25 protein-coding genes are annotated in these 26,755 nt (G+C 56.0%); 18 read left to right on the top strand and 7 right to left on the bottom strand.

Annotation, left to right across the window (positions count from 1 at the left end):
• Positions 1 to 2: 2 nt before the first annotated feature.
• Positions 3 to 3,086, bottom strand: coding sequence for a beta-galactosidase (locus K6L24_RS16650; RefSeq protein WP_222681660.1), 3,084 nt, complete (start codon positions 3,084 to 3,086; stop codon positions 3 to 5).
• Positions 3,087 to 3,369: 283 nt separating this feature from the next.
• Between K6L24_RS16650 and K6L24_RS16645 the strand changes: the two genes are divergently transcribed.
• From K6L24_RS16645 to lpxO, 4 genes are all read left to right on the top strand, one after another.
• Positions 3,370 to 3,516: a hypothetical protein gene (locus K6L24_RS16645; protein ID WP_162900987.1), complete on the top strand. Its 147-nt coding sequence runs from the start codon at positions 3,370 to 3,372 to the stop codon at positions 3,514 to 3,516.
• A 208-nt stretch (positions 3,517 to 3,724) separates the two neighbouring features.
• Positions 3,725 to 3,988, top strand: coding sequence for an anti-adapter protein IraP (iraP, locus tag K6L24_RS16640; protein ID WP_062747867.1), 264 nt, complete (start codon positions 3,725 to 3,727; stop codon positions 3,986 to 3,988).
• A 158-nt stretch (positions 3,989 to 4,146) separates the two neighbouring features.
• The gene (locus K6L24_RS16635) at positions 4,147 to 4,452 is read left to right on the top strand and encodes a PsiF family protein (RefSeq protein ID WP_062747865.1); all 306 of its coding nucleotides are present in this window, start codon (positions 4,147 to 4,149) and stop codon (positions 4,450 to 4,452) included.
• 187 nt (positions 4,453 to 4,639) lie between these two features.
• The gene (lpxO, locus tag K6L24_RS16630) at positions 4,640 to 5,551 is read left to right on the top strand and encodes a lipid A hydroxylase LpxO (protein WP_222681659.1); all 912 of its coding nucleotides are present in this window, start codon (positions 4,640 to 4,642) and stop codon (positions 5,549 to 5,551) included.
• Between the two features lie 38 nt (positions 5,552 to 5,589).
• Here lpxO and proC read toward each other — a convergent pair whose 3' ends face one another.
• Positions 5,590 to 6,405, bottom strand: coding sequence for a pyrroline-5-carboxylate reductase (proC, locus tag K6L24_RS16625; RefSeq protein WP_118664557.1), 816 nt, complete (start codon positions 6,403 to 6,405; stop codon positions 5,590 to 5,592).
• Between the two features lie 162 nt (positions 6,406 to 6,567).
• On the opposite strand from proC, the gene K6L24_RS16620 reads away from it, so the two are divergent.
• Positions 6,568 to 7,017, top strand: coding sequence for a YaiI/YqxD family protein (locus K6L24_RS16620; protein WP_062747859.1), 450 nt, complete (start codon positions 6,568 to 6,570; stop codon positions 7,015 to 7,017).
• Between the two features lie 37 nt (positions 7,018 to 7,054).
• Here the strand turns inward: K6L24_RS16620 and K6L24_RS16615 are convergent, their stop codons facing one another.
• A complete protein-coding gene (locus tag K6L24_RS16615; RefSeq protein ID WP_062747857.1) occupies positions 7,055 to 7,729 on the bottom strand; it encodes a DUF2076 domain-containing protein in 675 nt (224 codons plus the stop codon).
• 306 nt (positions 7,730 to 8,035) lie between these two features.
• On the opposite strand from K6L24_RS16615, the gene aroL reads away from it, so the two are divergent.
• From aroL to ppnP, 3 genes are all read left to right on the top strand, one after another.
• Positions 8,036 to 8,560, top strand: a complete 525-nt coding sequence (aroL, locus tag K6L24_RS16610; protein ID WP_062747855.1) for a shikimate kinase AroL — start codon at positions 8,036 to 8,038, stop codon at positions 8,558 to 8,560.
• Between the two features lie 133 nt (positions 8,561 to 8,693).
• Positions 8,694 to 8,885, top strand: coding sequence for a YaiA family protein (locus K6L24_RS16605; protein ID WP_062747853.1), 192 nt, complete (start codon positions 8,694 to 8,696; stop codon positions 8,883 to 8,885).
• A gap of 500 nt (positions 8,886 to 9,385) precedes the next feature.
• Positions 9,386 to 9,676: a pyrimidine/purine nucleoside phosphorylase gene (gene ppnP, locus K6L24_RS16600; protein WP_062747851.1), complete on the top strand. Its 291-nt coding sequence runs from the start codon at positions 9,386 to 9,388 to the stop codon at positions 9,674 to 9,676.
• Between the two features lie 71 nt (positions 9,677 to 9,747).
• Here ppnP and rdgC read toward each other — a convergent pair whose 3' ends face one another.
• Positions 9,748 to 10,659, bottom strand: coding sequence for a recombination-associated protein RdgC (gene rdgC / locus K6L24_RS16595; RefSeq protein WP_062747967.1), 912 nt, complete (start codon positions 10,657 to 10,659; stop codon positions 9,748 to 9,750).
• 146 nt (positions 10,660 to 10,805) lie between these two features.
• Here rdgC and mak point away from each other — a divergent pair, with 146 nt between their 5' ends.
• Positions 10,806 to 11,711 (top strand): fructokinase, encoded by a 906-nt coding sequence (gene mak / locus K6L24_RS16590; protein WP_062747849.1) that lies wholly within the window; start codon positions 10,806 to 10,808, stop codon positions 11,709 to 11,711.
• A gap of 59 nt (positions 11,712 to 11,770) precedes the next feature.
• Here the strand turns inward: mak and eat are convergent, their stop codons facing one another.
• Complete coding sequence (gene eat, locus K6L24_RS16585; protein ID WP_118664556.1) at positions 11,771 to 13,135, bottom strand: ethanolamine permease; 1,365 nt, start codon at positions 13,133 to 13,135, stop codon at positions 11,771 to 11,773.
• 279 nt (positions 13,136 to 13,414) lie between these two features.
• Between eat and K6L24_RS16580 the strand changes: the two genes are divergently transcribed.
• The 5 genes from K6L24_RS16580 to K6L24_RS16560 all read left to right on the top strand — a co-directional run bounded on the left by K6L24_RS16580 (position 13,415) and on the right by K6L24_RS16560 (position 17,579).
• Positions 13,415 to 14,419: a phosphotransferase enzyme family protein gene (locus K6L24_RS16580; protein ID WP_062747845.1), complete on the top strand. Its 1,005-nt coding sequence runs from the start codon at positions 13,415 to 13,417 to the stop codon at positions 14,417 to 14,419.
• A 151-nt stretch (positions 14,420 to 14,570) separates the two neighbouring features.
• Positions 14,571 to 15,629 (top strand): AraC-like transcriptional regulator QhpR, encoded by a 1,059-nt coding sequence (qhpR, locus tag K6L24_RS16575; RefSeq protein WP_420898691.1) that lies wholly within the window; start codon positions 14,571 to 14,573, stop codon positions 15,627 to 15,629.
• Between the two features lie 260 nt (positions 15,630 to 15,889).
• Positions 15,890 to 16,564: a CsgG/HfaB family protein gene (locus K6L24_RS16570; protein ID WP_062747841.1), complete on the top strand. Its 675-nt coding sequence runs from the start codon at positions 15,890 to 15,892 to the stop codon at positions 16,562 to 16,564.
• 17 nt (positions 16,565 to 16,581) lie between these two features.
• Positions 16,582 to 16,932 carry a DUF4810 domain-containing protein gene (locus K6L24_RS16565; RefSeq protein ID WP_062747839.1) on the top strand — a complete coding sequence of 117 codons (351 nt, stop codon included), beginning with the start codon at positions 16,582 to 16,584 and terminating at the stop codon, positions 16,930 to 16,932.
• Positions 16,932 to 17,579, top strand: coding sequence for a DUF799 domain-containing protein (locus tag K6L24_RS16560; RefSeq protein ID WP_062747837.1), 648 nt, complete (start codon positions 16,932 to 16,934; stop codon positions 17,577 to 17,579). Before K6L24_RS16565 ends, K6L24_RS16560 begins: the two co-directional genes overlap by 1 nt.
• A gap of 36 nt (positions 17,580 to 17,615) precedes the next feature.
• Here the strand turns inward: K6L24_RS16560 and K6L24_RS16555 are convergent, their stop codons facing one another.
• Both K6L24_RS16555 and sbcD read right to left on the bottom strand, forming a co-directional pair.
• Positions 17,616 to 20,975, bottom strand: coding sequence for an AAA family ATPase (locus K6L24_RS16555; protein ID WP_222681658.1), 3,360 nt, complete (start codon positions 20,973 to 20,975; stop codon positions 17,616 to 17,618).
• Complete coding sequence (sbcD, locus tag K6L24_RS16550; RefSeq protein WP_137269928.1) at positions 20,975 to 22,195, bottom strand: exonuclease subunit SbcD; 1,221 nt, start codon at positions 22,193 to 22,195, stop codon at positions 20,975 to 20,977. The genes K6L24_RS16555 and sbcD overlap by 1 nt, the downstream gene beginning before the upstream one ends.
• A 212-nt stretch (positions 22,196 to 22,407) precedes the next feature.
• On the opposite strand from sbcD, the gene phoB reads away from it, so the two are divergent.
• From phoB to K6L24_RS16530, 4 genes are all read left to right on the top strand, one after another.
• On the top strand, positions 22,408 to 23,097 hold the full coding sequence (phoB, locus tag K6L24_RS16545; protein ID WP_013200999.1) for a phosphate response regulator transcription factor PhoB: 690 nt from the start codon (positions 22,408 to 22,410) through the stop codon (positions 23,095 to 23,097).
• A gap of 23 nt (positions 23,098 to 23,120) precedes the next feature.
• On the top strand, positions 23,121 to 24,434 hold the full coding sequence (phoR, locus tag K6L24_RS16540) for a phosphate regulon sensor histidine kinase PhoR (protein ID WP_062747828.1): 1,314 nt from the start codon (positions 23,121 to 23,123) through the stop codon (positions 24,432 to 24,434).
• 19 nt (positions 24,435 to 24,453) lie between these two features.
• Positions 24,454 to 25,377 (top strand): PstS family phosphate ABC transporter substrate-binding protein, encoded by a 924-nt coding sequence (locus K6L24_RS16535; RefSeq protein WP_062747825.1) that lies wholly within the window; start codon positions 24,454 to 24,456, stop codon positions 25,375 to 25,377.
• 189 nt (positions 25,378 to 25,566) lie between these two features.
• Entirely contained in the window at positions 25,567 to 26,667 is a 1,101-nt protein-coding gene (locus K6L24_RS16530) for a cobalamin-independent methionine synthase II family protein (protein WP_118664549.1), read from the top strand.
• Positions 26,668 to 26,755 lie beyond the last annotated feature (88 nt).

Here is a 26,755-nt window from a genome sequence, read left to right as displayed (position 1 = left end):
GATCAGTGATTCACAGACAGACTAAGCTGATAACGGTACTGCCGCGCTGACAGCAGGAAGTCTGCGTTCACGCTGGGGCTCCAGGAGTCATCGCCACCGACCCCCATATGATAGCCATCAATAATCAGCCAGCATCCGGGCTCATTTCGCAGCAGATGGCGGTGCGAGGTATCCCGCAGCTGTTCAAGGCTGTGTCGGCTGAGTGAGAAATGGAACGCGCCGTTAACGCGCCAGTTGCCGAAGGTCAGTTCCTGAGTGCCGCCGCGCAGGCCATTCTCCCCGGGGAAGACGTAAGGCGTACTCAACCCTTCGAGCGGCAGCGTCCAGCGAGAAAACTCTGCCGCCAACTGACGGTCGGGATAGTTCTCGTGCGGGCCCAGTCCCAGCCAGTTCACCTCGTCTGCCGTCTCTGCCAGTTGGCAGCGCAGACCGATGCGTGCCGGTTCCGGCTGCCCTGCGGCGATGTCCACCTCCACTTCAAGATGAAGTTCACCCTGCATGTCGATCCGGTAGCGTTTACGGCTGAGGAAACGCACTTCCCCCTGCGCCAGGAAAGCATGTTCGGCACTGATTTGTACACCATCACTCAGCGTGTCTGCCTGCAGGCGTAGCAACTGGCTCTCCAGCTGATAGTGACCGGCGCGTTTCCAGCGCTCCACCCAGGCGTTTGGATCGATACGTGTGACTTCGCTGATGCCGATATCATTATCGACAGGTGCGCGGGCAAACAGATCGCGCAGCGGGGAGAGCAGTTGCGGCCTGTCACCACGCAACCACTGCACCAGCTCGCCGCTCTGGCGACAGAACTGCCATTGCTGTTCACCGTGCTGGATCGTTATATGCTCAGGCTCCTGGCGGAGCTGGGGGCACTCGCCGGCAGTTGGTGCGAGAGGCAGGGTCAGCGCGGCGGGAAGGCGCCAGCCATCCCAGGCGACACGCTGCCCCGCTGGCGACCAGGCAGTGGCAAGCGGCTGGATCACTTCAACACGCAGCCACAACTCGCCTTCCAGGGAGGGCAGTTCGCCGGTAATCAGTTCGACACTGCCTTCCGGAGCCAGAGCCAGGTCAAGCTGACCCTCTGCTACCGGCCTCCCCTGATGTTCAATGCACCAGCGCAGCTGTTCATTGTCGCTGTGGCGGAACAGATATTCGCTGGTGACGCGCACGGTTAAGGGGGCGGTGCCTGTCAGCTCGAACTGGAAGAACTGCTGGGCGCGCTGTGCTTCATACAGTGCCGGGTGAGGGGTTCGGTCAGCAAACACCAGACCATTCATACAGAACTGGCGGTCGTTCGGCGTATCGCCAAAGTCACCACCGTACGCCTGGAAGCTCTCCCCGTGCTCATCTTTGTGCGTCAGGCTCTGATCAACCCAGTCCCAGACGAATCCCCCCTGCAGGCGGGGGAACTGACGGAACGCCTGCCAGTAGCGATCGAACCCGCCAAAACTGTTACCCATCGCATGGGCATATTCACAGAGGATCAGAGGACGGGTCTCTTCCGGCAGACTAATCCATTTTTTAATCGACCATTTCGGCACGGTATCGAACGGCTGATCCTGATCGACGCGGGAATACATCGGGCAGATGATATCGGTGGCAGCGGAATTGGCACCGCCCCCTTCGTACTGCACCGGACGGCTGGGATCGTGGCTTTTGATCCAGCGGTAGAGCGCATCATGGGTACTGCCGTGGCCGGACTCGTTGCCGAGCGACCAGAGAATGATGCACGCGTGGTTCCGGTCACGCTGAACCATGCGGGTCACGCGTTCGCTGAAGGCATTAAACCAGGCCGGATCGTCTGACAGACGGTTCATGGGTTGCATGCCGTGAGTTTCAATGTTCGCCTCATCCACCACATACAGACCGTAGCGATCGCACAGGCGATACCAGAGTCGATGGTTAGGGTAATGGGAGCAGCGCACGGCATTAAAGTTATGTTGCTTCATCAGCAGAATGTCTTTGACCATCGTGGCTTCATCCATCACCTGCCCGTTATCCGGGTGATGTTCATGACGGTTGGTGCCACGGATCAGCAGGGGCTTACCGTTCAGCTTCAGCAATCCGCCGCTGACTTCAACTTTACGGAAACCGATGTCGTAAGCTTCGGCTTCAATCAGCGTGCCGCTGGCATCCAGCAGCGCAACCACGGCGCGATACAGATGAGGCGTTTCAGCACTCCACAGCTGTGGCCGATCGACATGCATCGTCAGGCGGGTACGATCGAGGTAGCGCCCGCGTTCGTCAATCACCGACGTGCCAAAAGGCTGTTGGTGGCGGGCAATCTCCCGGTCTTCCTGCCACAGTGTGACTTCCAGCTGATAATCGCTGGCATCCGTCAGTGAGGTCAGTGCCATCACGTTAAGCTGTGCGGAGCTGAACTCGGGGTTGAGAAGCGTATCGATGTGGACATCACACAGACGGACGGCCGGCTTGTGCAGCAGGGTGACGTCGCGGAAAATGCCGCTCATACGCCACATATCCTGATCTTCCAGATAACTGCCGTCGCACCAGCGCAGCACCATCACGGCAAGCCGGTTTTTCCCCGGCTGCAGGTTTTGGGAGAGGTCGAACTCGGCAGGCAGGCGGCTGTCCTGCGAATAGCCAATAAACTCGCCGTTACACCAGAGATAAAAGGCCGAATTCACGCCATCAAAGATAATCCGCGTTTGCCCTTCAGTCAGAAACGCCGGGTGGCACTCGAATGTGAGCGAGTAACATCCTGTCGGGTTATCGACGGGAACACGCGGTGGATCGACCGGAATCGGGTACTGGACGTTGGTGTAGATCGGCGCATCGTAGCCTGCCATTTGCCAGTTTGCCGGCACGTTGAGGCGGTCTGACTGCGGCAGTTCGCCCAGCAACCACTCGTCCGGCACCGCCTCCGGGCGCGGGTAGTAACTGAAATTCCACTCGCCGTTCAGTGACTGCACAGCGGGACTGGGGCGATCCTGACGTGCGTCATCGCGATCCCGCCAGCTGGCAAAGGGCGGATGGGCGGGCAGACGATGAAGCTGTGTGACGGCCGGGTTTTCCCAGTGGCGCATGGATAAAAGCTGCTGCAGGGTGAGTGGAGTAATATCAGTCATGCCAGATCCCTCATAAATGTTATGCGCTCACATTGATGCTGAAGCGAAATGAAGTAAAGGAAAAAGAGTGTGGGATGCGATGCCTGTCGCAACATTTTCGGTGCACAGGAGGTGGCAGTTCCCCACCTGACGCAGGGTCAGAACAGGGAAATGGCAGGGAACTGTTAATCAGTGTTACCGCCGGTAAACAGGGCGGGGAACCGGAGAAATCTGCATTGTGGAGCGCCCTTTCGCCGCTTACTATCAGCGCCGGTATGTCATTCACAGTTGTTCAGGGGGAAGCATGGTTCGGTCGGTAAAAGTGGTCATCGTCATGGCGCTGGTAACAGCATTAAGCGGTTGTCTGTTCCCACCACCTGGAGGGGGCGGTGGCTGGGGGGGCGGACATGGTGGCGGGCCGCGCGGTGGTTTTACGGAGCAGGGGCGTTAATCACCCTCTCTCAGGGGGCGTTTTCTGCCCCCTGAGAGACAAAAGTGCGAAGTATTACGGCGGGGACTGCCAGCGAAACGTTTCGAGTAATAAAGCCTCATTTAATGCTCTGTTTTGGGGCCTAAGTCGCGAAAATATAGCGTAAAGATGAGTTTTCTTTTTTGGATTCGGATGATACCGTTTGGCTTTAACTTACGAGGATATTCGCATGAAAAACCTCATCGCCGAATTACTGATCCGACTGGCGGAAAAAGAAGAAGAGTCAAAAGAACTGGTCGCGCAGGTAGAAGCTCTGGAGATTGTGGTGACGGCATTACTGAGAAAGCTGGAGAGAGACCAGTTTCAGGCGATCCAGACCAGTATTTCTGAGGCAATGAGAATGGCCTCAACCTCCATGGCTCCGGACTATACAAAAGATGCGCCATTGCTGGAAAACTATATCCAGCGTCTGTTAAATCATCCCCGGCAGTAATCTCCATTCCGTTTAACACGTCCCCTGCTCGCATGTATGCGGCGATGGGCGCTTTTAATGTTAACCCGGTTAAATTTTCTTGCTCCCTCACTCGCTCAAAAAAAAAGTCGTGCCACACTAACAGTGCGTACTTATGACAATAATGGGATGGGTTATTCATGAAAATTCAAATACTGATCGCAGCTGCTCTGTTGTCGCTGACGACCGCCGGATATGTCAGTGCCGCAGAGAAAACCGCGCAGCAGCAGAAAATGACCGTCTGTAACCAGCAGGCAGGTGAAAAAATGCTGAAAGGGGATGACCGAAAAGCCTTTATGAGCAACTGCCTTAAGAAGGACAGTAAGATGGAGGGAATGACACCGCAGCAGATGAAAATGAAAACCTGTAATGCCCAGGCAAGTGAAAAAATGCTAAAAGGCGACGATCGTAAAACCTTTATGAGCACCTGTCTGAAAAAGAGCTGAATAGCTGGCCTTCTGATATTTATCAGGCTTCACCGTGTGTTTTTTCCTGATTTTACGCGATCATGGCACTGATTGTTAAATTCAGTGCCACCCTCTCTTTAAAATAATCTCCCTTTATCCCGACGTTATTATCGGTCTGCCGGGACGCTGTCGTCCCTTATTCACTTACAACTACAGGACGTGGTGTATGGTGGCAATCATCATTATCGGTATTTTTATTATTAGTGTGGTTTATGCGCATTCGCGTGGCAGAGAAAAACTGAAGTTTTCTCGACAGTTATTCGATCACTCTACCTTTATGGCACCGGTCAATATGTTTATGACCGGGCTGTCTGCCTTGCCCGGAAAACAACCCTATTTTGATGAAGACGCTTTTCCTGAATTAGCCAGACTGACCGATAACTGGCAGGTGATCCGGGAAGAGGCCGTGCGTTTGCAGGATCATATTAAAGCGGCACAAACGCATAATGACGCGGGATTTAATACTTTTTTCAAACGGGGATGGAAACGTTTTTATTTAAAATGGTATGGCGATGTCCACCCTTCTGCGCAAGCACTCTGCCCGATAACCTGCGCCTTATTGCGCGATATTCCCGGCGTGAAAGCGGCCATGTTTGCTGAACTTCCTGCCGGGAGCCATCTTGGTAAGCATCGTGACCCTTACGCTGGATCGATACGCTATCATCTGGGCCTGTCGACGCCGGAAGATGACCGCTGTTTTATTGAGGTGGATGGCATCAGACACAGCTGGCGGGATGGCAAAGCGGTGTTTTTCGATGAAACTTACGTACATCTGGCAAAAAATAGCAGCGAAAAGACGCGCATCATCCTGTTTTGCGACGTTGAGAGGCCGATGAAATGGCGCTGGGCGCAGACGGTTAATCGCTGGGTTGGAGATGCCCTGATGTCCGCTGCCAGTTCCCCGAATGATGACGGTGACAGGGTAGAGGGGATTAATCGCATTTTTAAATACGTCAATCACGTCAGAGATGCCGGTCAGAACCTGAAAAGGCGTAATCGCGCGTTATATTATGCGGTAAAGCACTCGCTGATTGTCCTGATTTTACTGCTGATTATTCTACCCAGTATCGGTTCGTAAACGTTATGGTGCCGCGCCTGGCGCGGCACTGGCAAAAGTTATTGTTGCCTGCTCATCTGTTCTGATTTAGCCATACACTGGTGCATTGCTTCGATCACCGCAGATCGGAAGCCTTTCTGCTCCAATACTCTCACGGCTTCAATAGTTGTTCCGGCAGGTGAGCACACCATATCCTTCAACTCGGCAGGATGTTTACCCGTTTCAAGCACCATCTGTGCGGCCCCTTTCACGGCCTGAGCGGCAAACTGATAGGCCTGCGCACGAGGCATTCCACCGAGCACTGCCGCATCAGCCATCGCTTCAATAAACATAAATACGTAAGCCGGGGCCGAACCGCTGACACCCACTACCGCATGGATCAGATATTCCGGTACCAGCGCAGCTTTACCAAAGCCATTAAAGATCTCGACCACTTCACGGGCTTCTTCTGCCGTAACCAACACGTTAGGCGTGACTGATGTCATGCCTTCATTGACCAGGGCTGGGGTATTCGGCATCACACGGACAATTTTACGGTCATGGCCGAGTACCGTGGCCAGGGCGTCCAGCGTTACACCCGCCGCGATAGAAACAATCAGCGTCTCCTTATTCAGGCTACCGGCAATATCTTTCAGTACCGACAGGATCACGTTGGGTTTCACCGCACCAAACAGGATATTGGCCTCCCGGGCGACCTCTTCGGCGCTACCGGCCGGGGTGATGCCATACTGCTGCTGCATCGCCTGGTTGGTCTCCGGCTTGTGGTCAAAAACCAGAATATTTTCCGGTGTAATGTGTCCAGCGTTGACCAGACCCGCAATAATGGCTTTTGACATATTGCCGCAGCCTATAAAGCCTACTTTCTTTTCCATGATAATCTCCCTGCTTAATCAGTCTGTAAGAATCTGTCAGATGCCACAGGTACACCTTAACTCAGCTTTCACCAGGCTTACACTACAAAGGGTGCAGATTCCCTTTGCCATTCTTGAAAAGAGTGGGAAGATCTGACCCTTCACGATTTTTAAAAGGAAACAGCCATGCCAATCTGGGTGGATGCCGATGCGTGTCCGAAAGTGATCAAAGACGTGCTTTACCGCGCGGCGGAACGCGAACAGATAATGGTGACGCTGGTCGCGAACCAGTCACTGAGCGTTCCCCCTTCGCGTTTTCTGCGTACTCTGCGTGTTGCAGCAGGATTTGACGTGGCAGACAACGAAATTGTGCAGCGAGTGGAAGCGGGTGACCTGGTGATAACGGCAGATATTCCGCTGGCCGCGGAGGTGATGGAAAAAGGCGCAGTCGCGCTGAACCCGCGTGGCGAGCGGTACAGTGATGCCACCATTCGTGAGCGTCTCACTATGCGTGACTTTATGGATACCCTGCGTGGCAGTGGAGTGCAGACCGGCGGGCCGCCAGCGCTCAACCAGCGTGACCGCCAGCAATTTGCCAATGAACTGGATAAATGGTTACTGCAGCAGCGCCAGTGAGCAAGCCTCTCCCGTGGGGGAGAGACGCTTTCCGCACTCAGACAAAATTATCGTCATCAAAGTCGTTATCAGCAAAGGCGTCATTGCTGAAATCGTCACTGCTGTCATCCTGCTGCAGGCCACTGTCCTGGCCCAGGAACGCGTTATTGTCGCTGCCGTTAAAGGTATCAAGATTGTTATTGAGATCGGGATCAGGTAGCGGCGGTTCGTTAATGATATTTACGATTTCCTCTGGCTGCTGATGCTGGAACATACTGGTCAGCATTTCGGCCATAACTACGCCACCTGCCACACCCACCGCCGTTTGCAGTGCGCCGCCCAGGAAGCCCCGCCCCGCAGGCGGTGCGGCCGCATAGGCAGGTTGCTGTACCGGTGCGGGCGCACCGTTATTGCTCCAGGGCTGGGCAGCAGGTGCACTCTGAGCCGGTTTTCCGCCGCCGAACAGGCCAGAGAGAAAACCGCCGCTGCTCTGCTGCGGTTGCCGGGCCTGCGACAGGTCATTTTCCAGCTGACTGACGCGTGCATTGAGCTGCTTTAACGCCGCCTCCTGGATCAGGATAGCCTGGGCCATGTAGTAGGGGGCACCGGGCTGCTGCTGTATTTGCTGCTGGATCAGTTTTTCTGCCGCGCTGTCACGGGGGCCGGACTGAGCTTCTGCCTGTTTCAATCGGGTAAACAGGCTGTCAATTAACTGCTGTTCTTCGTTCTGCATTAGGTTTCTCCGAAAACGGGCGACAGCATTACTATTGGCATGAGTGGCGGGAAAGTAAATCGTGCTGGCGTAAGGAAATGTTGCGGTTAACAGGGAAGATATTTAGACGGTGTAAGTTTTTCTTTACGCTGCTTATATTAATATAATCAATGCATTATATCGATAATTGTGGCGGCTGGCTGTAAATAAAACGTGACTTATAGCTCGCCAGCATAATGTCGGGTATCATGCGCTGCAACGTTAATCATTGGTTGGCCAGCCGTATGCAATTAACGGTGTTGGCGTTTGCTTAAGGAAGGGCCTGTTATGTCATTACCCATTTATCTGGTCGGTGCACGCGGCTGCGGCAAAACGACCGTTGGCCACGCTCTTGCGCTGGCGCTGGGGTATCGCTTCTGTGACACCGACCACGCACTTCAGAATAGCAGCGGTCAGACGGTCGCGGAGATTGTTACCCGTGAAGGCTGGCCCGGCTTTCGCCTGCGTGAAACCGCCGCGCTCAAAACTGTCAGCGCAGCAGCGACGGTGATCGCCACCGGCGGAGGCATGGTACTGTCGGAAGAAAACCGTCAGTTTATGCGTGAGCAGGGGCAGGTCATCTATCTGCATGCCGATGCCGCTGTACTGGCTGACCGCCTGGAAGCCTATCCACAGGCGGAACAGCGCCCGACGCTTACCGGTCGCCCCATTGCGCAAGAGATGGTCGACGTGCTGGCGGTGCGTGATGCGTTATATCGTCAGTCTGCACACCATATTATTGATGCCATGCAGTGCCCGGATGACGTTGTCAGCCAGATCCTCACCGTGCTTTCCCTTGCCCGCGCCAGCTAAACGGTTTTTAACACTAGCATCATGCTGACCCCTTTTCTCTTGTCCTGGCGGTTAAACCGTTACGGTTGTCTATACTGTGTTGTGAGTCATCATTCTGACCACGCAATTTACTGACATCAAAGAGGGGAGCATTATGCCAGGCAGACCGCCATATCCACGAGAAGCGAATATCGTACCGGTAGAGAAAGGCGCACCCGGCAAGTCAGTTATCTGGTTCGAGCTGCGTGCCGATCATCCGAAACCTGACACCTTGATCAGCGAGCATGAAACAGAGCAGGAAGCGCTGGATGCTAAAAAACGCTACGAAGATCAGTCTAAAGAGTAATGTCCATGGGCAAGGATGCCGACGGTCCCGCTCACCCCACTCACCACAGTCTGTTGATCACCTACTGGCTGAACCGGCTTGCAGTCGCCAATAGGGATGAGCCCTGGCGCGTGAGGAAACGCTTCAGGGCATCAGTATCTTCCCCACGGCTATCGTTAATATACCCCGGGGGAAACTATTGCGCTGTTCCTCTCATGTCCCTCGCACCATCAGGCTCACCGTATAAGGCCACGGCACTCAATGCGTTACAGGATGATTATCTTAAACGCCCGCTCAGAGGCAGCAACATCATCTCAGAAAGATCGTTGAGTCTGTCAGGGGATCACACTCTTATCCCTGGAAAAAAGTAGGATACGCCCGGGGATGGTGGGGGCAACGGGCGGCAGAACTGCTGACCTGAATCACGATTGCTGCGCGTGGCGCGCAATAGTGCGTGACAGCCCGTTAATTATGGTTCTACACTGCAAACTTACCTTTGTCTCTGATTTTAAGGAATTTATATGCTCAACGTTAGTGAGTATTTCGACGGTAAAGTGAAGTCGATTGGTTATGAGAGCGCCAGTACCGGCCGCGCCAGTGTAGGCGTGATGGCAGAAGGTGAGTACACCTTTGGTACCGGTCAGGCAGAAGAGATGACCGTGGTCAGTGGTTCGATGAAGGTATTACTGCCGGGCGAGGTGGAGTGGAAACATTACCAGCCAGGCCAGGTGTTTAATGTGCCCGGCCACAGTGAATTCCATTTACAGGTAGCGGAGTCATCTGCCTATCTGTGCCGGTATCTGAAAGACTGATATTGTCAGGGCTGACCGGAATAAGGTCAGCCCCTGTATCGCCCGTTAAGTGTAGCAAGGCAACCCGCACATTAACGCTGTGCTTCACCGCCCAGCGCTTCGACCGTATTACTGATCAGGGCCGCCAGCTCGCCCGTCATCAGCACAAAATCTGCATCAAAACGTCCGGTGACATCCTCACGATCGATATCATCATTCTGTTCGCGTAAAATATCAGAGAACTTCAGCCGCTTGATCGAGCCATCATCCGACAGGATCATCTGGATACGTTCCTGCCAGTCGAGGGCCAGTTTCGTCACCAGTTTCCCTGCTTCAATATGATTAGCGATCTCATCGCACACCAGATCCTGTTTCTTACAGCGGATCACGCCGCCATCTTCCAGAATCGCTTTGAGTTCGGCTTCGTCCATCAGGGCAAATCCGGCAGGCAGCTCACCAGAGCGCACCCATTCGGTCATGGTCAGCTCAATCGGGCTTTCCAGCGTCAGAGGAACCACAGGCAGCGAACCGAGGCTTTTACGCAGCAGGGCCAGCGTATCTTCTGCTTTTTTTGCACTGGCACAGTCGACCATAATCAGGTTGTTGACGGTGTCGATCCACACATAGGTCTGGCTGAAACGGCTGAAGGCGCGCGGCAGCAGGCTGTGCAGCACTTCCTCTTTCAGAGAGTCTTTTTCAGTCTTCTTCAGCTTGCGAGACTGTTCGGCTTCCAGCTTGCTGATTTTCGCATCCAGCGCCTGCTTAATCACCGGTGATGGCAGCATTTTCTCTTCTTTACGCGCACAAATCAGGATCTGACCGTTAGTAACGTGAGTCAGGTCTTCGCTGCGCGGACCAATCGGTGAAACCCAGCCGGTTTTAGACATATCCTGGCTACCGCAGGGGCTGAAAGAGAAGGCATCGAGCTGTTTTTCCATCTCGTCTGCCACCAGCGGAATGTCGCGATTGAGACGATAAACCATCAAATTTTTAAACCACAGCATGCTGCATTCCCTCTCAGGGCGCGCAATAAGGCGCGCGAGTTCAAAGTCAGCGCGCATGATAGCGAATCGGCGGCGGCGTTTCATTGCCTTTCCGCACCGCACCTTCTAAGGTAATGATCTCCACGTTAAATAATGAGGAATAACAAGTGCGTATCGGTATCGATTTAGGTGGCACGAAAACAGAAGTGATTGCCTTATCTGACCAGGGGGAGGAGCTGTTCCGCTATCGCGTGCCCACGCCGCGTGACGACTACGCGAAAACCCTGGAAAATATCATCGGGCTGGTACAGCGCGCAGAGCAGGAGACCGGTCAGCAGGGCAGCGTCGGAATAGGGATCCCCGGCACGCTGTCGCCCTTTACCCGGCGCGTAAAAAACGCCAATTCCACCTGGCTCAACGGCCAGCCGTTGGATAAAGACTTACAGCAGCGGCTGGGCCGGGAAGTACGTATCGCCAATGATGCTAACTGCCTGGCGGTATCGGAAGCGGTTGACGGTGCTGCGGCGGGACGGCAAACGGTGTTTGCGGTGATTATTGGTACCGGCTGTGGTGCAGGCGTGGCGCTTAACGGTCAGGCACACAGCGGCGGCAATGGTAATGCCGGAGAGTGGGGGCATAACCCCTTACCATGGATGGATGAAGATGAGCTGCGTTACCGCGCTGAAGTTCCCTGCTACTGCGGTAAGCAGGGCTGTATTGAAACCTTTATCTCTGGCACCGGCTTTGCCACCGACTATCATCGCTTAAGTGGCATCGATCTGAAGGGCGCGGAGATTATGCAGCGGGTCGCACAGCAGGATCCGGTGGCAGAGCTGGCGATGAGTCGCTATGAGCTTCGCTTGGCCAAGTCGCTGGCTAACGTGGTGAACATTCTTGACCCGGATATGATTGTGCTGGGTGGGGGGATGAGCAACGTCGATCGGTTGTATCAGACGCTGCCGCTGCTGATCAAAAAATGGGTATTTGGCGGAGAGTGTGAAACGCCTGTCCGCAAGGCGGTTCACGGAGATTCCAGCGGGGTACGCGGCGCGGCCTGGCTGTGGCCGTTATGATCTGAACAGGGGCCGGTCGTGATGTCGATCGGCCCCTGCAATGCGCAGATAAGTGGGCGTTATTCGCCCTGTAACATCGCATCATGCGGCGCATTTTCACGCTGGTTCCTGGTCATCAGGAACCACAGATAGCCCACCAGCATCAGTGCAGAAAAAACCGAAAAAATCAGAGCGTTAAACCATATCATGGCCACCAGGCACACCACGGCCAGTACCAGGGCAATGCCGGGGACAATGGGGTAGCCCGGCGCGTGGAAACTGCGATCCAGTCCGGGCGCAGTGCGACGCAGGCGAAACAGGCTCAACATACTCATGATGTACATCACAATGGCACCAAACACCGCCATGGTAATCATGGCCGCCGTCAGTGTCATACCCTGCAGATTAATCCAGCTGTCGCTGAAGATGGCGGCAATACCGATAATGCCGCCCGCAATAATGGCGCGGTGGGGCGTCTGGAAGCGTGACAGCTTTGCCAGGCCCGCCGGCAAATAGCCGGCGCGCGACAGGGCAAAGAACTGGCGTGAATAGCCAAGTATTATGCCGTGGAAGCTGGCAATCAGGCCAAACAGGCCAATCCACACCAGCATATGCATCCAGTTAGAGTGTTCACCGACGATCATTTTCATCGCCTGCGGCAGGGGGTCGTTGATATTGGATAATGCGCGCCAGTCCCCGGCGCCACCCGCCATCAGCATCACGCCAATGGCCAGCACCACCAGCGTGATGATCCCGGCGATATAGGCGCGGGGGATGGTCCGTTTCGGGTCTTTAGCCTCTTCGGCGGCCATCGCCGCCCCCTCGATCGCCAGGAAAAACCAGATGGCAAAAGGAATGGCCGCAAAAATACCGGAAAGCGCAGGCATTCCGAAGTGCTCACCGCCTGCCCAGCCGTTTGCGGCAAAATTCGCCATACTGAAGCCAGGAGCGACAACGCCCATAAACACCAGTAGCTCAAGCACCGCCAGTACAGTCACCACCAGTTCAAACATTGCCGCCAGCTTAACGCCGAGAATATTCAGCGTCATAAAGACAATATACGCCCCCACGGCCGCATACTTCGGATTCAGGGTTGGGTACTGCACGTTGAGATAGGCCCCGATAGCCATCGCAATAGCCGGCGGCGCAAAAACGAACTCTATCAGGGTGGCCATACCGGCAATCAGACCGCCGGTTTCGCCAAAGGCGCGACGGCTATAGGCAAACGGGCCACCCGCGTGCGGAATGGCGGTGGTCAGTTCGGTAAAGCTGAAGATAAAGCAGGTGTACATGGTGGCAATCATCAGCGTGGTAAGCAAAAAACCGAGCGTACCCGCCACGCCCCAGCCATAGCTCCAGCCAAAATACTCCCCGGAAATGACCAGACCGACTGCGATGCCCCAGAGGTGTATGGTGCCCAGCGTGGGCTTTAATTTCATTGTCATGCTGTTATCCCCGTCAGTGTGTTTTCCCCATCGGACACGTCGTCGCTTACGGTCGCGTGAACCTTTGCAGAGGTGTGGTCTGATAATGACGCTGCCCGGTGGGTGAAACTTGACACCGGCATGAGGATTTTTGTGCTCTGTAGTCAACTGGCAGGCCAAAAAAGTGCCAGGGGTACGCTGTGGTCAAAACAGGATAGTCTGCGGTCAAGCCGGAGAAGGGCAAGCGATCGGATGCTGTCAGCCAGGACGTACTGACTGAAACTGACCCGGAGCCAGACTATGACTGCCAGACAATATGACACGCTGAACAACGCCGAGCTGCAACACCTTGCTGAGATGACACTGTTACGCTATCCGGTGGCGTTGCAGGGCAAACTCAGCCTGCTGTGTCGTTCTGAAAACGCCACGTTTTTACTGGAGGCGGGGGGCAGGCGTTATGCGCTGAGGCTGCACCGTGAGGACTATCATCAGCGTGCCGATATTGAAAGTGAGCTGCAGTGGCTGGATGCGCTGCGTGAAACCGGTATTGAGGTACCGCAGGCGGTGGCCGATCGCGAAGGGCAGACGGTGCAAACGCTGACGCTGAATGCGGGTTCCGTTCGTCATGCCGTATTGTTCCACTGGATAGACGGAGAGATGCCAGGCACCGACGTTGATCCCCGGGCCTTTCGCCAGTTGGGCAATATTACCGCCCGTCTGCATCAGCACAGCAGGAACTGGCAGCGTCCCGCGGGATTCCAGCGCATCATCTGGGATCATCACACGATGGTCAGCCCGCAGAGCCACTGGGGAGACTGGCGTGATGCACCGAATTTACGCGCGGAGGATGGCGTCATTGTTGAGGAAACCGTCGCCCGGGTGGGGGCGGCCCTGGCCGGATTTGGTCAGGATCCTCAGTATTATGGTCTGATCCACGCCGATCTGCGTCTGACGAATTTGCTGCTGCACAACGGGGAAACCCGGGTGATTGACTTTGATGACTGCGGTTTCGGCTGGTATCTGCATGATCTGGCGGCAGCGATCAGTTTTGTCGAACATCATCCGCGTGCGGCGGAGTGGATAGATCACTGGATCCAGGGCTACGAGCAGGTCGACCATATTACCGATGTTGAAATGGCGATGGTGCCCACGCTGCTGATCCAGCGTCGCATTCAGCTGCTGGCCTGGGTGGGATCGCATGCGGAAACCGGGATGGCACAGAGTCTGGGATCGCAATGGGCCGATCACTCCGTGCGCCTGTGCCGCCGCTATCTGGAAAGGCGCGAGCTGCCGGTCGGGGTGTGATCGGTTTGCACCGTTGGCGGGCAGCCTGCGCTCCGGCGGTGCTTAACGGTCCCGACTGACAGAATAAGCAGATGATTTTGCTGACTCTACCGCCTGGTATGAAACTTGCTGTATTCAGGATATTCATCGCAGCATACAGGCAATCACCATGATGCAAAATCACCTGATCCGGCCAGAAATGAGCCATGCTCTCGGCAACGTCAGCAATCGCGGCGTACTGGCCGCGGCTGCCAGCGGACTGAGCGAATTTATCAGCTACAGCGGCGGGGATGTTGATCAGATTTTTGGCGTTAGCGGTATCAACCCGGAGCTGCTGGCGCAGCCGACCCTCAGCCTCGGATTAATTAACTACTGCCGTGTCATGGAGGAGGCGGCACGCTATTCCGGTTGCGATAACTTCGGTTTGCATTATGGCCGGCAGTTCAAACCGCAGTCATTAGGCCTGATTGGTTATATCGGTCTGTGCAGTGCCACGCTGGAGCAGGCCCTGCACAACGTCGCCACTGCGTTTCCGTGGCATCAGCACGATACGCTCACGCGACTGGTCGATAAGGGCGACTGCTGGCGTATGGATTATCAGGTAAGACACGGCGCTATCCTCTGCCGCCGTCAGGACGCGGAGCTGACGCTGGGGATGTTCCTCAATCTGGTTCGCCACGTTGCGGGAAAAAACTGGGCACCGCGTGAAGTCCATTTCGAACATCCGCGCCCCTCCGAGTGGCACGAGCACTGCAAAGTCTTCGACGCCCCGGTCTATTTTGACCAGCCGTTTAACTCTTTGCTAATCCCGAAACGCGATCTGCTGCGCGCCATGCCGGACAGCGACCCGCTGTTACTGGGGGTTATGCAGGATGCCATACGACGTCTGAATAACGGGTCGCCACAGCAAAATGTTGTCGATCAGACTCGGGCGCAGGTTCATCAGGCGATGCTGCAGGGGGAGCCGGTACTGGAGGACGTGGCGGAGAAAATGGGGCTGTCGAGCTGGACACTGCAGCGACGTCTGCGAGAGGAAGGTATCAGTTTTACCCTGCTGGTGGACAATGTACGCTGTGAGATGGCTAAACATTACCTGCAGCAAAGGCAACTGCCGATTTCTGAAATGGCGCTGTTGCTGGGCTATTCAGAGGTCAGCGCTTTCTCCCGCGCTTTCCGGCGCTGGTTTGGCATCAGCCCCCGGCAGTGGCGGCAGGATGAACTGGCAGGGTAAAAACTAAGTCGTGTTATTTATGTACATCGGGAAAGACCTATTTGAATTAAGTTAGGATAATGCTTAGTGCTCTTATAATTTATGGCTGTGACAAATTAAAATAATTGAATGTTTACGTTTATTTTTGTAATTTCCCTGTGGTAATCTTCTGTGCCAGAGGCGCCCCGCCTTTATTTTATAATAATCCATTCTGGCTATAATCTGCGTGCTAATCAGGTTCAGGGTTATTATTTTAATACGAATTCTTTCAGGGAAATGAAATGAAATCCACAAGCCTTGTTGCTTTATCTTTATTAAGCGTGTCGGTGCTGTCCGGCTGTGCCACCGAATCTTCCCGTTCCATTGAAGCACCTCAGGTCGCTGCGGCTTCTCAGCCACAATATCAGGGAGCGAAAAGCCCGATTGCCGTCGGTAAGTTCGATAATCGCTCTTCTTATATGAACGGTGTCTTCTCTGATGGGGTTGACCGCCTGGGCAATCAGTCAAAAACCATCCTTATTACGCATCTGCAACAGACCGGCCGTTTTAACGTGCTGGATCGTGCCAACCTTGACGAGCTGAAAGCAGAAGCGCAGTACAAAGGCAGCCAGCAGACCATCAAAGGGGCCAACTATGTGATCACCGGTGATATTACCGAGTTTGGTCGTAAAGAAGTTGGAGACCAGCAGCTCTGGGGTATTCTTGGCCGCGGCAAGTCTCAGGTTGCCTATGCCAAGGTGAATCTGAATGTGGTAGATGTCGCCACTTCTGAAGTGGTTTATTCCGTGCAGGGTGCGGGTGAATACAGCCTGTCAAACCGCGAAGTGATTGGCTTCGGCGGTACGGCCAGCTATGACTCCACGCTGAATGGTAAGGTGATGGATTTAGCGGTACGTGAAGCCGTGAATCATCTGGTGCAGGGAATCGAATCAGGCGCGTGGCGTCCGGTAAAATAATCGACAGGGATGAGATAATGAACGTGATTAAAATGGCCAGCGTGACCCTGGTCGCGCTGCTGATGGTCGCCTGCGCCGAAAAAAAAGAAACCGTGTATTACTGGGGTGATTATCAGTCCACGATATACAGTTATTACAAAAATGATAAATCGCCTGAACAACAGATTGAATCACTGAATGCCATTGTTGAGCAGGCGAAGGCGAAAAATAAACCGGTACCGCCGGGTCTCCATGCCCAGACAGGTTTGCTCTATGTTGAAACCGGCCATCCGGACCAGGCCTTCCAGCAATTTAATATGGAAAAGACCCTGTTCCCTGAGTCAGCGGCCTATATGGATTTCCTGATGCGCAATAAGGTGAAAAAATAATGAAACTATGGACCCTTATTGCCGTAGCCGCGACGCTGGTGCTGAGCGGTTGTGCGAAACAAACGCCTTACGATTACAGCGCGTTCCGCGCCAGTAAGCCACGTTCTATTGTGGTGCTGCCGGCAAAAAACAGCAGCCCGGATATCACAGCAGCCCGCAGCCTGGTGTCCGTAGTCACCGCACCGCTGGCCGAGTCCGGTTACTATGTCTTCCCGGTCGCCGTGGTCGACAAAACCTTTGAGCAGAACGGGCTGACCAGCGGCGCGGAAGCTCAGGCAGTCAGCACCGCGAAACTGTATGAGATCTTCCATGCGGATGCGGCGCTGTATATTGATATCGACAGCTATGGTAGCCAGTACCGGGTCGTGGACAGTGTCACTGAGGTCAGCGCCACTGCACGGCTGGTAGATCTGCGCAGCGGTAAGCAAATCTGGTCCGGTAAGGGCTATGCTTCTGACGCGCAGGACAACAGCAATAACGGCCTGCTGGGGATGCTGATCACCGCGGCGGTGAAACAGATGTCCAGCAACATGTCTGACAAAAGCCATGATATTGCCATCATCGCCGGAGCGACCATGCTCACCGCCGATGGCCGCAACGGCAGCATTCTGCCGGGGCCGCGTGCAAAAGTGAAAACGGCGTTATAACGTCAATGCCGCTGGGGCGTTCGTCTTAGAACGCCCCTACGCCACAGGCGTTTCCAGCCTGCTGTAGCCCAGTCCGTTAATCTTCTTCACCCTGATCTGCACCGGAATGCGTTCTTTCATCGCCTCCACGTGGCTGATCACCCCAATCGTTTTCCCACTGGCATTCAGTGCATCCAGCGCGTCCAGCGCACTGTCGAGCGTCTCCGCATCCAGCGTGCCAAACCCTTCATCCAGGAACAGCGACTCAATGCGGGTTTTGTGGCTGACCAGATCTGATAACGCCAGCGCCAGTGCGAGGCTGACAAGAAAACTTTCCCCGCCTGACAGCGTGCGGGTATCGCGCTGTGCATCCGCCTGCCAGGTATCGATCACCTGCAGTTCCAGTGCTTCCTGAGATTTTCGCTGCAGCAGATAGCGCCCGTGCAGACGGTTCAGCTGATTGTTCGCCAGCCACACCAGATGATCCAGCGTCAGCCCCTGTGCAAAACGGCGGAATTTATCCCCCTCTCTGGAACCAATCAGCTGATTCAGGTAGCTCCAGTCCTCAAGATGTTGCTCGTGAGCGGCAATCTCAGCCAGCAGCGCCTGCTGGCGAGTTCGCCTTTCGTTGTCATCGCGTAGCTGCTGACGCAGCTGGCCCTGCTGGCTGGCCAGCTCACGCAGTTGCTGGTTCAGCCCGTGCAGTTCAGCTTCCAGCAGGGCACGGCGGGCAGGGAGGTCGTCGACCTTGCCTGTTTTGGTTAAGGCATCGTCTAATTTCGACTGCAGAGTAATCAACTGTTCATTTAGTGATTTATGCTGTCCGGTCAGAGTATTTATCCGGTCCTGCTGCGACTGCCACTGCACCTGAGCCTGGCGCACGTCCCGATCGTGCTGCGTGGCGGCCGCCCGCAGCTGCTGCTGAACTTCTGCGACCTGTCGATCGCCAAACAGCGCCTGACGCTGCTGCTGCAGTTGGTTCAGCATCGACTGCTGCTGCTGCAGGCGCTGATCCCCTGCGTTCAGTCGTGTCTGCTGCTGCTGCAGTTCATCTTCCAGCGCCTGCTGGCGGCTGGCGAGAGTGGCCAGTTCGGGCACCAGCGCGGCCAGCGCCTCGCTGTTACGTTGCCATGCCTGCCACTGCTGTTCGCAGCGCTGCAGCCAGCCCTGATAGTCGCCATCCTGCGGCAGTGACAGATCCAGCGCCCTCAGCGCTTCTGCCAGGCTGCTGAGGCGCTGTTGTGCACGCGCTTCATCCTGTTCAAGCTGCTGCTGCTGTGCGTTCAGGGCCTGCACGGCGGCGTCCCTCTCCTGTTGCTGCAGTTGGATCTGCTGTTGCAGGTGTTGCCAGGCCTGCTGTTGCTGATAAAGCCCTTCCTTCTGCTGCTGACAGTGGCGCAGGGCCTGCTCCAGCTGCTGCAACTGCTGCTGCAGGGTGCTTTCCTGCTGCTCCTGCTCTGCCAGCCATTCACTGACCTGTGCAGGCTGTTGTGGGGTCAGCGTCAGTGAGAGCGCGCCCGCGGCGTTCTGCCACTGCTGTTCCAGTTGCTGCAGTTGACGACCCAGATCGTCCCGTTCCTCCTGCAGACGGGCCTCCTGCGCCTGCGCCTGTTTCAGCTGTGCGCCGAGGGTGCTTCCTTCCTCTTTCAGTTGTTCAACTTCGCGCCTGAGGGTGGCGAGCCGCTGCTGGTTTTCTGAAAGCTGTAATGCCTGATACGCCTGCACCGCCGGATGGGTTTCTGAACCGCAAAGCGGGCAGGGCTGGCCGGCTTCCAGCTGCGCCCGGTGCTGCTCCAGATCGGCAATGCGCCGTTCCAGCTCACAGCGTTTATCAAGATCCTGCTGATGCTGATACTTCTCTTTCCATAACGCACGCAGCGTAAGTAACTGCTCACTGTTTTTCTGGATCTGCTGCGTCAGCGCCTGATGTTCCTGTTGTAACCGGACCAGGCGGCCGTTCAGCTGCTGACCCTGCGGAAGCAGCGTTGCCAGCAGCAGGCGCTGGGGCCGCTGCCGGGCACACTGCGCCAGCGCTGCGCGCAGGGTTTCTTCCGGGTGCTGCTGTTGCAGCGGCACCAGCTGCTGCCGGGCCTGAGCAAGTGCCTGTTCTGCGGCGGAGAGCTGCTGCTGTAGCGGCGTCTGCTGCTGCTGAAGCCGCTCGCAGGCCTGTTCATACTGCACCAGTGCCTGCTGGCGGGTCGCCACCTGCTGGCGCAAAGATGTGAGTGACTGCTCACTCTCTTGCTGCTGACGGAAACGTTCCCGCCACAGCGGCAGAGACTCTCCGTAACGTTCATACTGCGCATGGGCGCTGCGCCAGTCGTTAAGCTGTCGCTGCTGCAACTGTTTTTCCGTCTGCAACTGAAGGTTCTGCACGCTTTCCTGCTGACGGGAAGCGAAAGTCTGCTGATGCTCATTCTGCTCACGCGCCAGCTGCTGAACCTGCTCCCGCAGAGCGCTAAGTTGCAGATCGAGCGGCAGCACTTTTTCGGCTATCAGAGTGTCCTGCTGCAGATGCAGCGTCTGGTGCTGCTCCTGCGCCAGCAAAGCCTGCTGCTGTGCCACCGCCACTGCCGTCAGTGCGGTGTGCGCCTGCTGCCGCTGTTCGTCCAGCTGCTGTGCGCGGGTGATCAGCAACTGCCGTTCCCGTTGCAGCTGCTCAAGCTGTTGCAGTTCATGCACTTTTTGCTGCCGGCCCTGCTGCTGCGAAGTAAGTGCCTGCTCCTCCGCAATGCTTTGTGCCAGCTGCGTATTCAGGCTGTCCTGCTGCGCTTCGCTTAACAAAGCCATGCCGCCGGACTGCGCCCTCAGGGTATCCAGTAACACCTTCGCCTGTTTGTGTCGTTCAAACACCGCCGAAGAGAGTCTTCCGTAAATTTCGGTCCCGGTCAGCTCTTCCAGCAGTTCAGCGCGTTTATTGGCATCGGCATTGAGAAAGGCGGCGAACTGGCCCTGCGACAGCATCATGGACTTCGTAAAGCGCTCAAAGTCCAGTCCGGTCAGCGTGGCGATCATCTCCAGCTTGTCTTTGACTTTGTCGGCCACGATCTGATTATCATCGCAGCGCGCCAGTTCCACGCGCGGGGCCTGTAAATTGCCGTCAGCGGCACCGCGTGCACGGTTCTGGCTCCAGAAGGCGCGCCACGCCACCCCTTTTACCTCAAATTCCACCTCGGCCAGACATTCGGCAGTGTCACGCGTCATCAGGTCATTTTGTGACTGGGTAATGCTCTTGAGCCGTGGCGTTTCGTGATACAGCGCGAGGCAGATGGCATCCAGCAGCGTGGTTTTTCCCGCACCGGTCGGGCCGGTGATGGCAAACAGCCCGTTGCTGGCAAACGGCTCAGCGGTAAAATCAATTTTCCATTCACCTTTGAGCGAATTGAGGTTTTTAAAGCGTAAGGTCAGGATTTTCATCAGGGCTGCTCCTCATGGCGCACCGCTTCGAGCGTTTGAGCAAAGAGCGCGCTGGCCCGCGCCTGACGTTCCGGTTCATCGGTTTCCTGGGCCAGGCGGCGGGAAAAAACCTCCTCAACGCTCAGTTCGCTAAGGGTTTCATTATTTTGCCGGGCGATAACCTGCTCCCGCTGTTCGCGGCTGCGGCGCAACAGCACCACCTCCACCGGCAGCGGTGCGGTCAGCTCCTGAATGCGGCGCTGTAACTCACTGAGATAGGCCTCGGTGACGATTTCAATATCCAGCCAGATGGTTCTGCCCTGCGGATCGGGCGTCAGCGCCGCCAGCTGCTGTTCGATCTGCTCCAGCGATCCTTTAATCATCTGCATCGGCTGGAAGGACGGGATCGGCAGCGCCTCAGCGGCAACGAAACGGCCCGCGTCGAAGTCGACCTGAAACACGTTTTTGGCTTTACCCAACTCATCAAAACTGAGCGGAATGGGTGAGCCGCTGTAACGAATATGGTCGCTGTTGGCAATGCGCTGGGCACGGTGAATGTGGCCGAGGGCAATGTAGTCTGCCGGGGGAAAACAGTCGGCGGGGAAGGCGTCCAGTGTGCCGATGTAAATATCGCGCACGGCGTCGCTTTTGGTCACCCCCAGAGTGGTCAGATGGCCGGTCGCTATAATAGGCAGCGTCAGTCCCAGCGCCTCCCGCTGCCTCAGCGCCTCCTGCCAGCAACGTTGATAATGATCGGTAATGGCTTCCAGCAGGCTTTGCTGCTTCTCCCGCCCTGACTGTCCACTCTGGCTACGCAGAATATCGCGTGGACGTAAAAAGGGGATCGCGCAGAGCAGCGCGCCGGGCTGGCCATCGCGGCGATTCAACATCAGGACCTGCTGGCTGACATCGTCACTGGCAGCCGCGATCACCCGGGTATTCAGGCACGCCAGAAGCTCGCGCGATTCGTTCAGCATCGCCACCGAATCGTGGTTACCGCCCAGGATCACCAGCTGACAGCCGGTTTGCTGGAGTCTGACGACAAAGCGGTTATACAGCTCGCGTGCGTAGCTCGGCGGCGAGCCGGTATCAAAAATATCCCCGGCGACGATAATGGCGTCCGCCTGCTGCGCTTCTGCTTTTTCCAGCAGCCAGTCAAGAAAGGCCTGGTGCTCAGCCGCCCGGCTTTTGGTGTAGAAAAACTGGCCAAGATGCCAGTCGGCAGTATGAATGATGCGCATGGGGGTCCTTTCATGGCGGAAATGCATGGCGGGAAGTATACCCGTCCTGCCTGCCGAATTATTCACGCCAGGCAGATTAATGCGGTGCGGGGGATTTTATTTAAGTCCATCAATGCCTTCAGGGGGTGCTTTTTTCATAAAAGTGTCATAAAACTGACGCATAATGGCGCCGCATATCCCCGTGACAACCTGTCACAGCAGCAGGAGCAATAATGGCCAAGCGAATTCTGGTGGTGGAAGATGAAGCCCCAATCCGTGAGATGTTGTGTTTCGTTCTGGAACAAAATGACTATCAACCGATCGAAGCCGAGGACTATGACAGCGCAGTTAACTTGCTGATTGAGCCCTGGCCGGATCTCATCCTGCTGGACTGGATGTTACCGGGCGGTTCAGGCATCCAGTTTATCAAACACCTGAAGCGTGAAGCCATGACCCGGGATATTCCGGTGATGATGCTGACGGCGCGCGGTGAGGAAGAGGATCGCGTGCGTGGCCTGGAAGTGGGCGCGGATGATTACATCACCAAACCTTTTTCACCGAAAGAGCTGGTGGCACGCATCAAGGCCGTGATGCGTCGTATCTCCCCGATGGCAGTGGAAGAGGTTATCGAGATGCAGGGGCTGAGTCTTGACCCGTCCTCGCATCGCGTGATGTCCGACACGCAGCCGCTGGAAATGGGGCCGACGGAATATAAATTACTGCACTTCTTTATGACCCACCCGGAACGTGTCTACAGCCGCGAGCAGTTGCTAAACCACGTCTGGGGGACTAACGTTTACGTCGAAGATCGTACCGTCGACGTCCATATCCGTCGTTTGCGTAAAGCGCTGGAACTGACCGGGCACGATCGTATGGTGCAGACGGTTCGCGGTACAGGTTATCGTTTCTCTGCACGCTATTGATCGTTCGCGCTGGAGTCTGAACCGTGTTGGAACGCCTCTCCTGGAAGAGATTATTGCTTGAGCTGTTGCTCGCCGGTCTGCCCGCACTGATCCTCGGGCTGCTGGTGGGTGGGCTGCCCTGGCTGCTGTTAGTCTCAGTACTGTGTGTGCTGGGTTTTCATTTCAACAACTTACTTCGACTCTCTCACTGGCTGTGGGTTGACCGCAGCATGACGCCTCCCAGCGGCCGTGGCAGCTGGGAACCGCTGTTCTACGGTCTGTATCAAATGCAGGCGCGTAACCGCCGCCGCCGCCGTGAGCTCGGCCATCTGATCAAGCGCTTTCGCAGTGGTGCCGAATCACTGCCCGATGCGGTGGTACTGACCACCGAAGAGGGCACCATTTTCTGGTGTAACGGTCTGGCACAGCAGATGCTGGGGCTGCGCTGGCCGGAAGATAACGGCCAGAACATCCTGAATTTACTGCGTTATCCTGAGTTTACCCGTTATCTGCGCCAGCGCGATTTTACCCGTCCGCTGACGCTGGTGCTGAACAGCCACCGTCATCTTGAGTTCCGCGTCATGCCCTACAGTGAAGGGCAGTGGCTACTGGTGGCGCGAGATGTAACGCAGATGCACCAACTGGAGGGGGCACGCCGCAATTTCTTTGCGAATGTCAGCCATGAGCTACGCACGCCGTTAACCGTGCTGCAGGGCTATCTGGAGATGATGAATGACTCCGTGCTGGAGGGCAGTCTGCGTGACAAGGCCTTGCATACCATGCAGGAGCAAACCAAACGCATGGACAGCCTGGTGAAACAGCTGCTGACCTTGTCCCGCATTGAGGCGGCTCCGGCGCTCGATCTGCAGGAAAAAGTGGATGTGCCGATGATGCTCCGGGTCCTGCAGCGGGAAGCGGAAACCCTCAGTAATGGCCGCCATGAGATTCATTTTCACACGGACCCCCATTTGCGCGTGTTTGGCAATGACGAGCAACTGCGTAGTGCGATTTCTAATCTGGTGTATAACGCCGTCAATCATACGCCGGACGGGACGCGCATTGATGTCAGCTGGCTGCGCAACCCCCAGGGGGCCCAGTTTAAGGTGAAAGATAACGGGCCGGGCATCGCACCGGAACACCTGCCGCGGCTGACAGAGCGTTTCTACCGGGTGGATAAAGCGCGTTCCCGACAGACCGGCGGCAGCGGATTAGGGCTGGCGATTGTCAAACACGCGCTCAGCCACCACAATACGCGGCTGGATATCACCAGCAAGCCCGGCAGCGAAACCTGTTTCAGCTTTCAGCTACCACTCCGATTGATTGTCAGTGCCGGACTGGCTGAGAATGCGCTGCGTTAAGTCTTACGGAACCCATGCAATGAAAACGTTAATCGCGCTGGCGCTGGTGCTGGTGATGTCACCGGCGACGGCGAAAGAGGGAATGCTGGCAGGCAATCTGACCAGCGTCGGCTCTGACACGCTGGGTAACCTGATGGCCTTGTGGGGGGATAGCTTTAACCGGCAGTACCCTGGGGTAAACGTTCAGATCCAGGCGGCGGGTTCATCAACAGCTCCGACCGCACTGGCGGCCGGGGCCGCCCAGCTTGGGGCGATGAGCCGACCGATGCAGGCCACCGAGCGTCAGCTGTTTGAGGATAACTACGGCTATCCCCCACTGGCCGTTCCGGTGGCAATGGATGCGCTGGTGGTGGTGGTCAATCAGGACAATCCGCTTACCGGCCTGAATGCACAGCAGCTGGATGCCATTTTTTCTGTTACCCGCCGCTGTGGTGGCCTGTCGGTGCCCCGAACCTGGGGGGATTTACAGCTTACTCAGCCCGGCTGGGCGACACGGGGCCTGCAGCGCTTTGGCCGTAACTCGGCCTCCGGAACCTGGGGGTTTTTCAAACAGCAGGCGCTGTGTAACGGCGATTTTCGCCACGATGTCGGTGAGTATCCCGGATCGGCAGCCGTCGTGCAGGCGGTAGCAGGAACGCTGAACGGAATTGGTTATGCCAGCGCCGGGTTTCATATCAGCGGGGTAAAAACCGTGCCGGTGGCGCGAGAGGGCAACGACTGGATTGCGCCCAGCATCGACAATATCCGCAGCGGACGCTATCCCTATGCCCGTCCCCTCTATATTTACGTCAATAAAGCCCCGGATAAACCGCTGGAGCCCCTCACCGCCGCATTCCTGCGTTTAGCGCTCTCGCCGCAGGGGCAGGCGCTGGTCAGCCAGGCGGGCTATCTGCCGCTGTCGGAGCAGCAAATGCAGCGCGCCCGCGCAATGTTAGCGCCGTGACAGCAAGCGGCGACAATAAGCAGAGTTGAATTTTATTCATGTACGATGAAATTTCCTCGTTTGCCCCTGAAAGATTCTCATGACACTCTTAGTGACAGACATGTAGACGTCCGGAAGTCCATGGATAACCTACGGTAACTATTTCGTCACTAAATTATGCGGCCACGCGCAGGCCAGGAGGCTTTCATCATGACAACATTCACCCCATACCGTGCCGAAGTGGTGGGCAGCTACCTTCGTCCCGCTGAAATTAAACAGGCCCGTAAGCAGTTCGAAGCCGGTGAGATCGATGCCGCTGCGCTGCGCCGGGTGGAAGATGATGCGATCCGTCAGGTTGTGGCTCGCCAGCGTGAAAGCGGCCTGCAGGTGGTGACCGATGGCGAGTTCCGCCGCGCCTGGTGGCACTTCGACTTCTTTGACGGACTGGATGGGGTGGAGCGCTATGAGGCTGAACAGGGCATTCAGTTTAACGGCGTACAGACCAAAGCGCGTGGCGTGAAAGTGACCGGTAAGCTTGGCTTCAGCGACCATCCGATGCTGGATGATTTCCGCTTCCTGCAAAGCATCAGCGGTGATGCCGTCGCCAAAATGACCATCCCAAGCCCCAGCGTGCTGCATTTTCGCGGTGGGCGTAAAGTCATTGATGCTGATGTTTACCCTGATCTTGATGTCTATTTTGACGATCTTGCCCGGACTTATCGTGATGCGATTAATGCTTTTTATAAGGCCGGATGCCGCTATCTGCAGCTGGACGATACGGTCTGGGCCTATCTCTGTTCTGACGATCAGAAACAGCAGATCCGTGAGCGCGGTGACGATCCGGAAGCGCTGGCGCGCACTTATGCCCGCGTGCTGAATAAGGCGATTGAAGGTAAGCCGGACGACCTGGTGATCGGTTTGCATGTCTGTCGCGGTAACTTCCGTTCCACCTGGATTTCTGAAGGTGGCTATGAACCGGTGGCAGAAATTCTGTTTGGCGGAGTCAACATTGATGCCTTCTTCCTGGAGTATGATAACGAACGTTCAGGCGGCTTCGAGCCACTGCGCTTTATCAAGCCAGGCAAACAGCAGGTGGTGCTGGGCCTGGTGACGACCAAGACCGGTGAACTGGAAGCGGTGGAAACAGTGGAAAAACGTCTGCATGAAGCCGCTCGCTTTGTCAGCCTGGATCAACTCTGCCTCAGCCCGCAGTGTGGGTTTGCCTCCACCGAAGAGGGCAACAGCCTGACCGAAGAACAGCAGTGGGCAAAAGTACGTCTGGTCGTGGAGGCCGCCAGCCGCGTCTGGTAGGTCAGCATCATTCTGTGTACGGGGCGCGACTTTGCGCGCCCTTTGTGCATCAGCAGTACATATAGTGCAGAAATTAACGCCGCACCGG

Source organism: Erwinia persicina, assembly GCF_019844095.1.
GTDB classification, from domain to species: domain Bacteria; phylum Pseudomonadota; class Gammaproteobacteria; order Enterobacterales; family Enterobacteriaceae; genus Erwinia; species Erwinia persicina.
The sequence above is the reverse complement of the archived record's forward strand: the minus strand, read 5'-3'. Positions and strand labels throughout refer to the sequence as shown.

Coding starts and splice junctions, on each gene's coding strand:
- K6L24_RS16650 (WP_222681660.1), bottom strand. CDS start 3,086: ATGACTGATATTACTCCACTCACCCTGCAGCAGCTTTTATCCATGCGC.
- K6L24_RS16645 (WP_162900987.1), top strand. CDS start 3,370: ATGGTTCGGTCGGTAAAAGTGGTCATCGTCATGGCGCTGGTAACAGCA.
- iraP (WP_062747867.1), top strand. CDS start 3,725: ATGAAAAACCTCATCGCCGAATTACTGATCCGACTGGCGGAAAAAGAA.
- K6L24_RS16635 (WP_062747865.1), top strand. CDS start 4,147: ATGAAAATTCAAATACTGATCGCAGCTGCTCTGTTGTCGCTGACGACC.
- lpxO (WP_222681659.1), top strand. CDS start 4,640: ATGGTGGCAATCATCATTATCGGTATTTTTATTATTAGTGTGGTTTAT.
- K6L24_RS16620 (WP_062747859.1), top strand. CDS start 6,568: ATGCCAATCTGGGTGGATGCCGATGCGTGTCCGAAAGTGATCAAAGAC.
- K6L24_RS16615 (WP_062747857.1), bottom strand. CDS start 7,729: ATGCAGAACGAAGAACAGCAGTTAATTGACAGCCTGTTTACCCGATTG.
- aroL (WP_062747855.1), top strand. CDS start 8,036: ATGTCATTACCCATTTATCTGGTCGGTGCACGCGGCTGCGGCAAAACG.
- K6L24_RS16605 (WP_062747853.1), top strand. CDS start 8,694: ATGCCAGGCAGACCGCCATATCCACGAGAAGCGAATATCGTACCGGTA.
- ppnP (WP_062747851.1), top strand. CDS start 9,386: ATGCTCAACGTTAGTGAGTATTTCGACGGTAAAGTGAAGTCGATTGGT.
- rdgC (WP_062747967.1), bottom strand. CDS start 10,659: ATGCTGTGGTTTAAAAATTTGATGGTTTATCGTCTCAATCGCGACATT.
- eat (WP_118664556.1), bottom strand. CDS start 13,135: ATGACAATGAAATTAAAGCCCACGCTGGGCACCATACACCTCTGGGGC.
- K6L24_RS16580 (WP_062747845.1), top strand. CDS start 13,415: ATGACTGCCAGACAATATGACACGCTGAACAACGCCGAGCTGCAACAC.
- qhpR (WP_420898691.1), top strand. CDS start 14,571: ATGCAAAATCACCTGATCCGGCCAGAAATGAGCCATGCTCTCGGCAAC.
- K6L24_RS16570 (WP_062747841.1), top strand. CDS start 15,890: ATGAAATCCACAAGCCTTGTTGCTTTATCTTTATTAAGCGTGTCGGTG.
- K6L24_RS16565 (WP_062747839.1), top strand. CDS start 16,582: ATGAACGTGATTAAAATGGCCAGCGTGACCCTGGTCGCGCTGCTGATG.
- K6L24_RS16560 (WP_062747837.1), top strand. CDS start 16,932: ATGAAACTATGGACCCTTATTGCCGTAGCCGCGACGCTGGTGCTGAGC.
- K6L24_RS16555 (WP_222681658.1), bottom strand. CDS start 20,975: ATGAAAATCCTGACCTTACGCTTTAAAAACCTCAATTCGCTCAAAGGT.
- sbcD (WP_137269928.1), bottom strand. CDS start 22,195: ATGCGCATCATTCATACTGCCGACTGGCATCTTGGCCAGTTTTTCTAC.
- phoB (WP_013200999.1), top strand. CDS start 22,408: ATGGCCAAGCGAATTCTGGTGGTGGAAGATGAAGCCCCAATCCGTGAG.
- K6L24_RS16535 (WP_062747825.1), top strand. CDS start 24,454: ATGAAAACGTTAATCGCGCTGGCGCTGGTGCTGGTGATGTCACCGGCG.
- K6L24_RS16530 (WP_118664549.1), top strand. CDS start 25,567: ATGACAACATTCACCCCATACCGTGCCGAAGTGGTGGGCAGCTACCTT.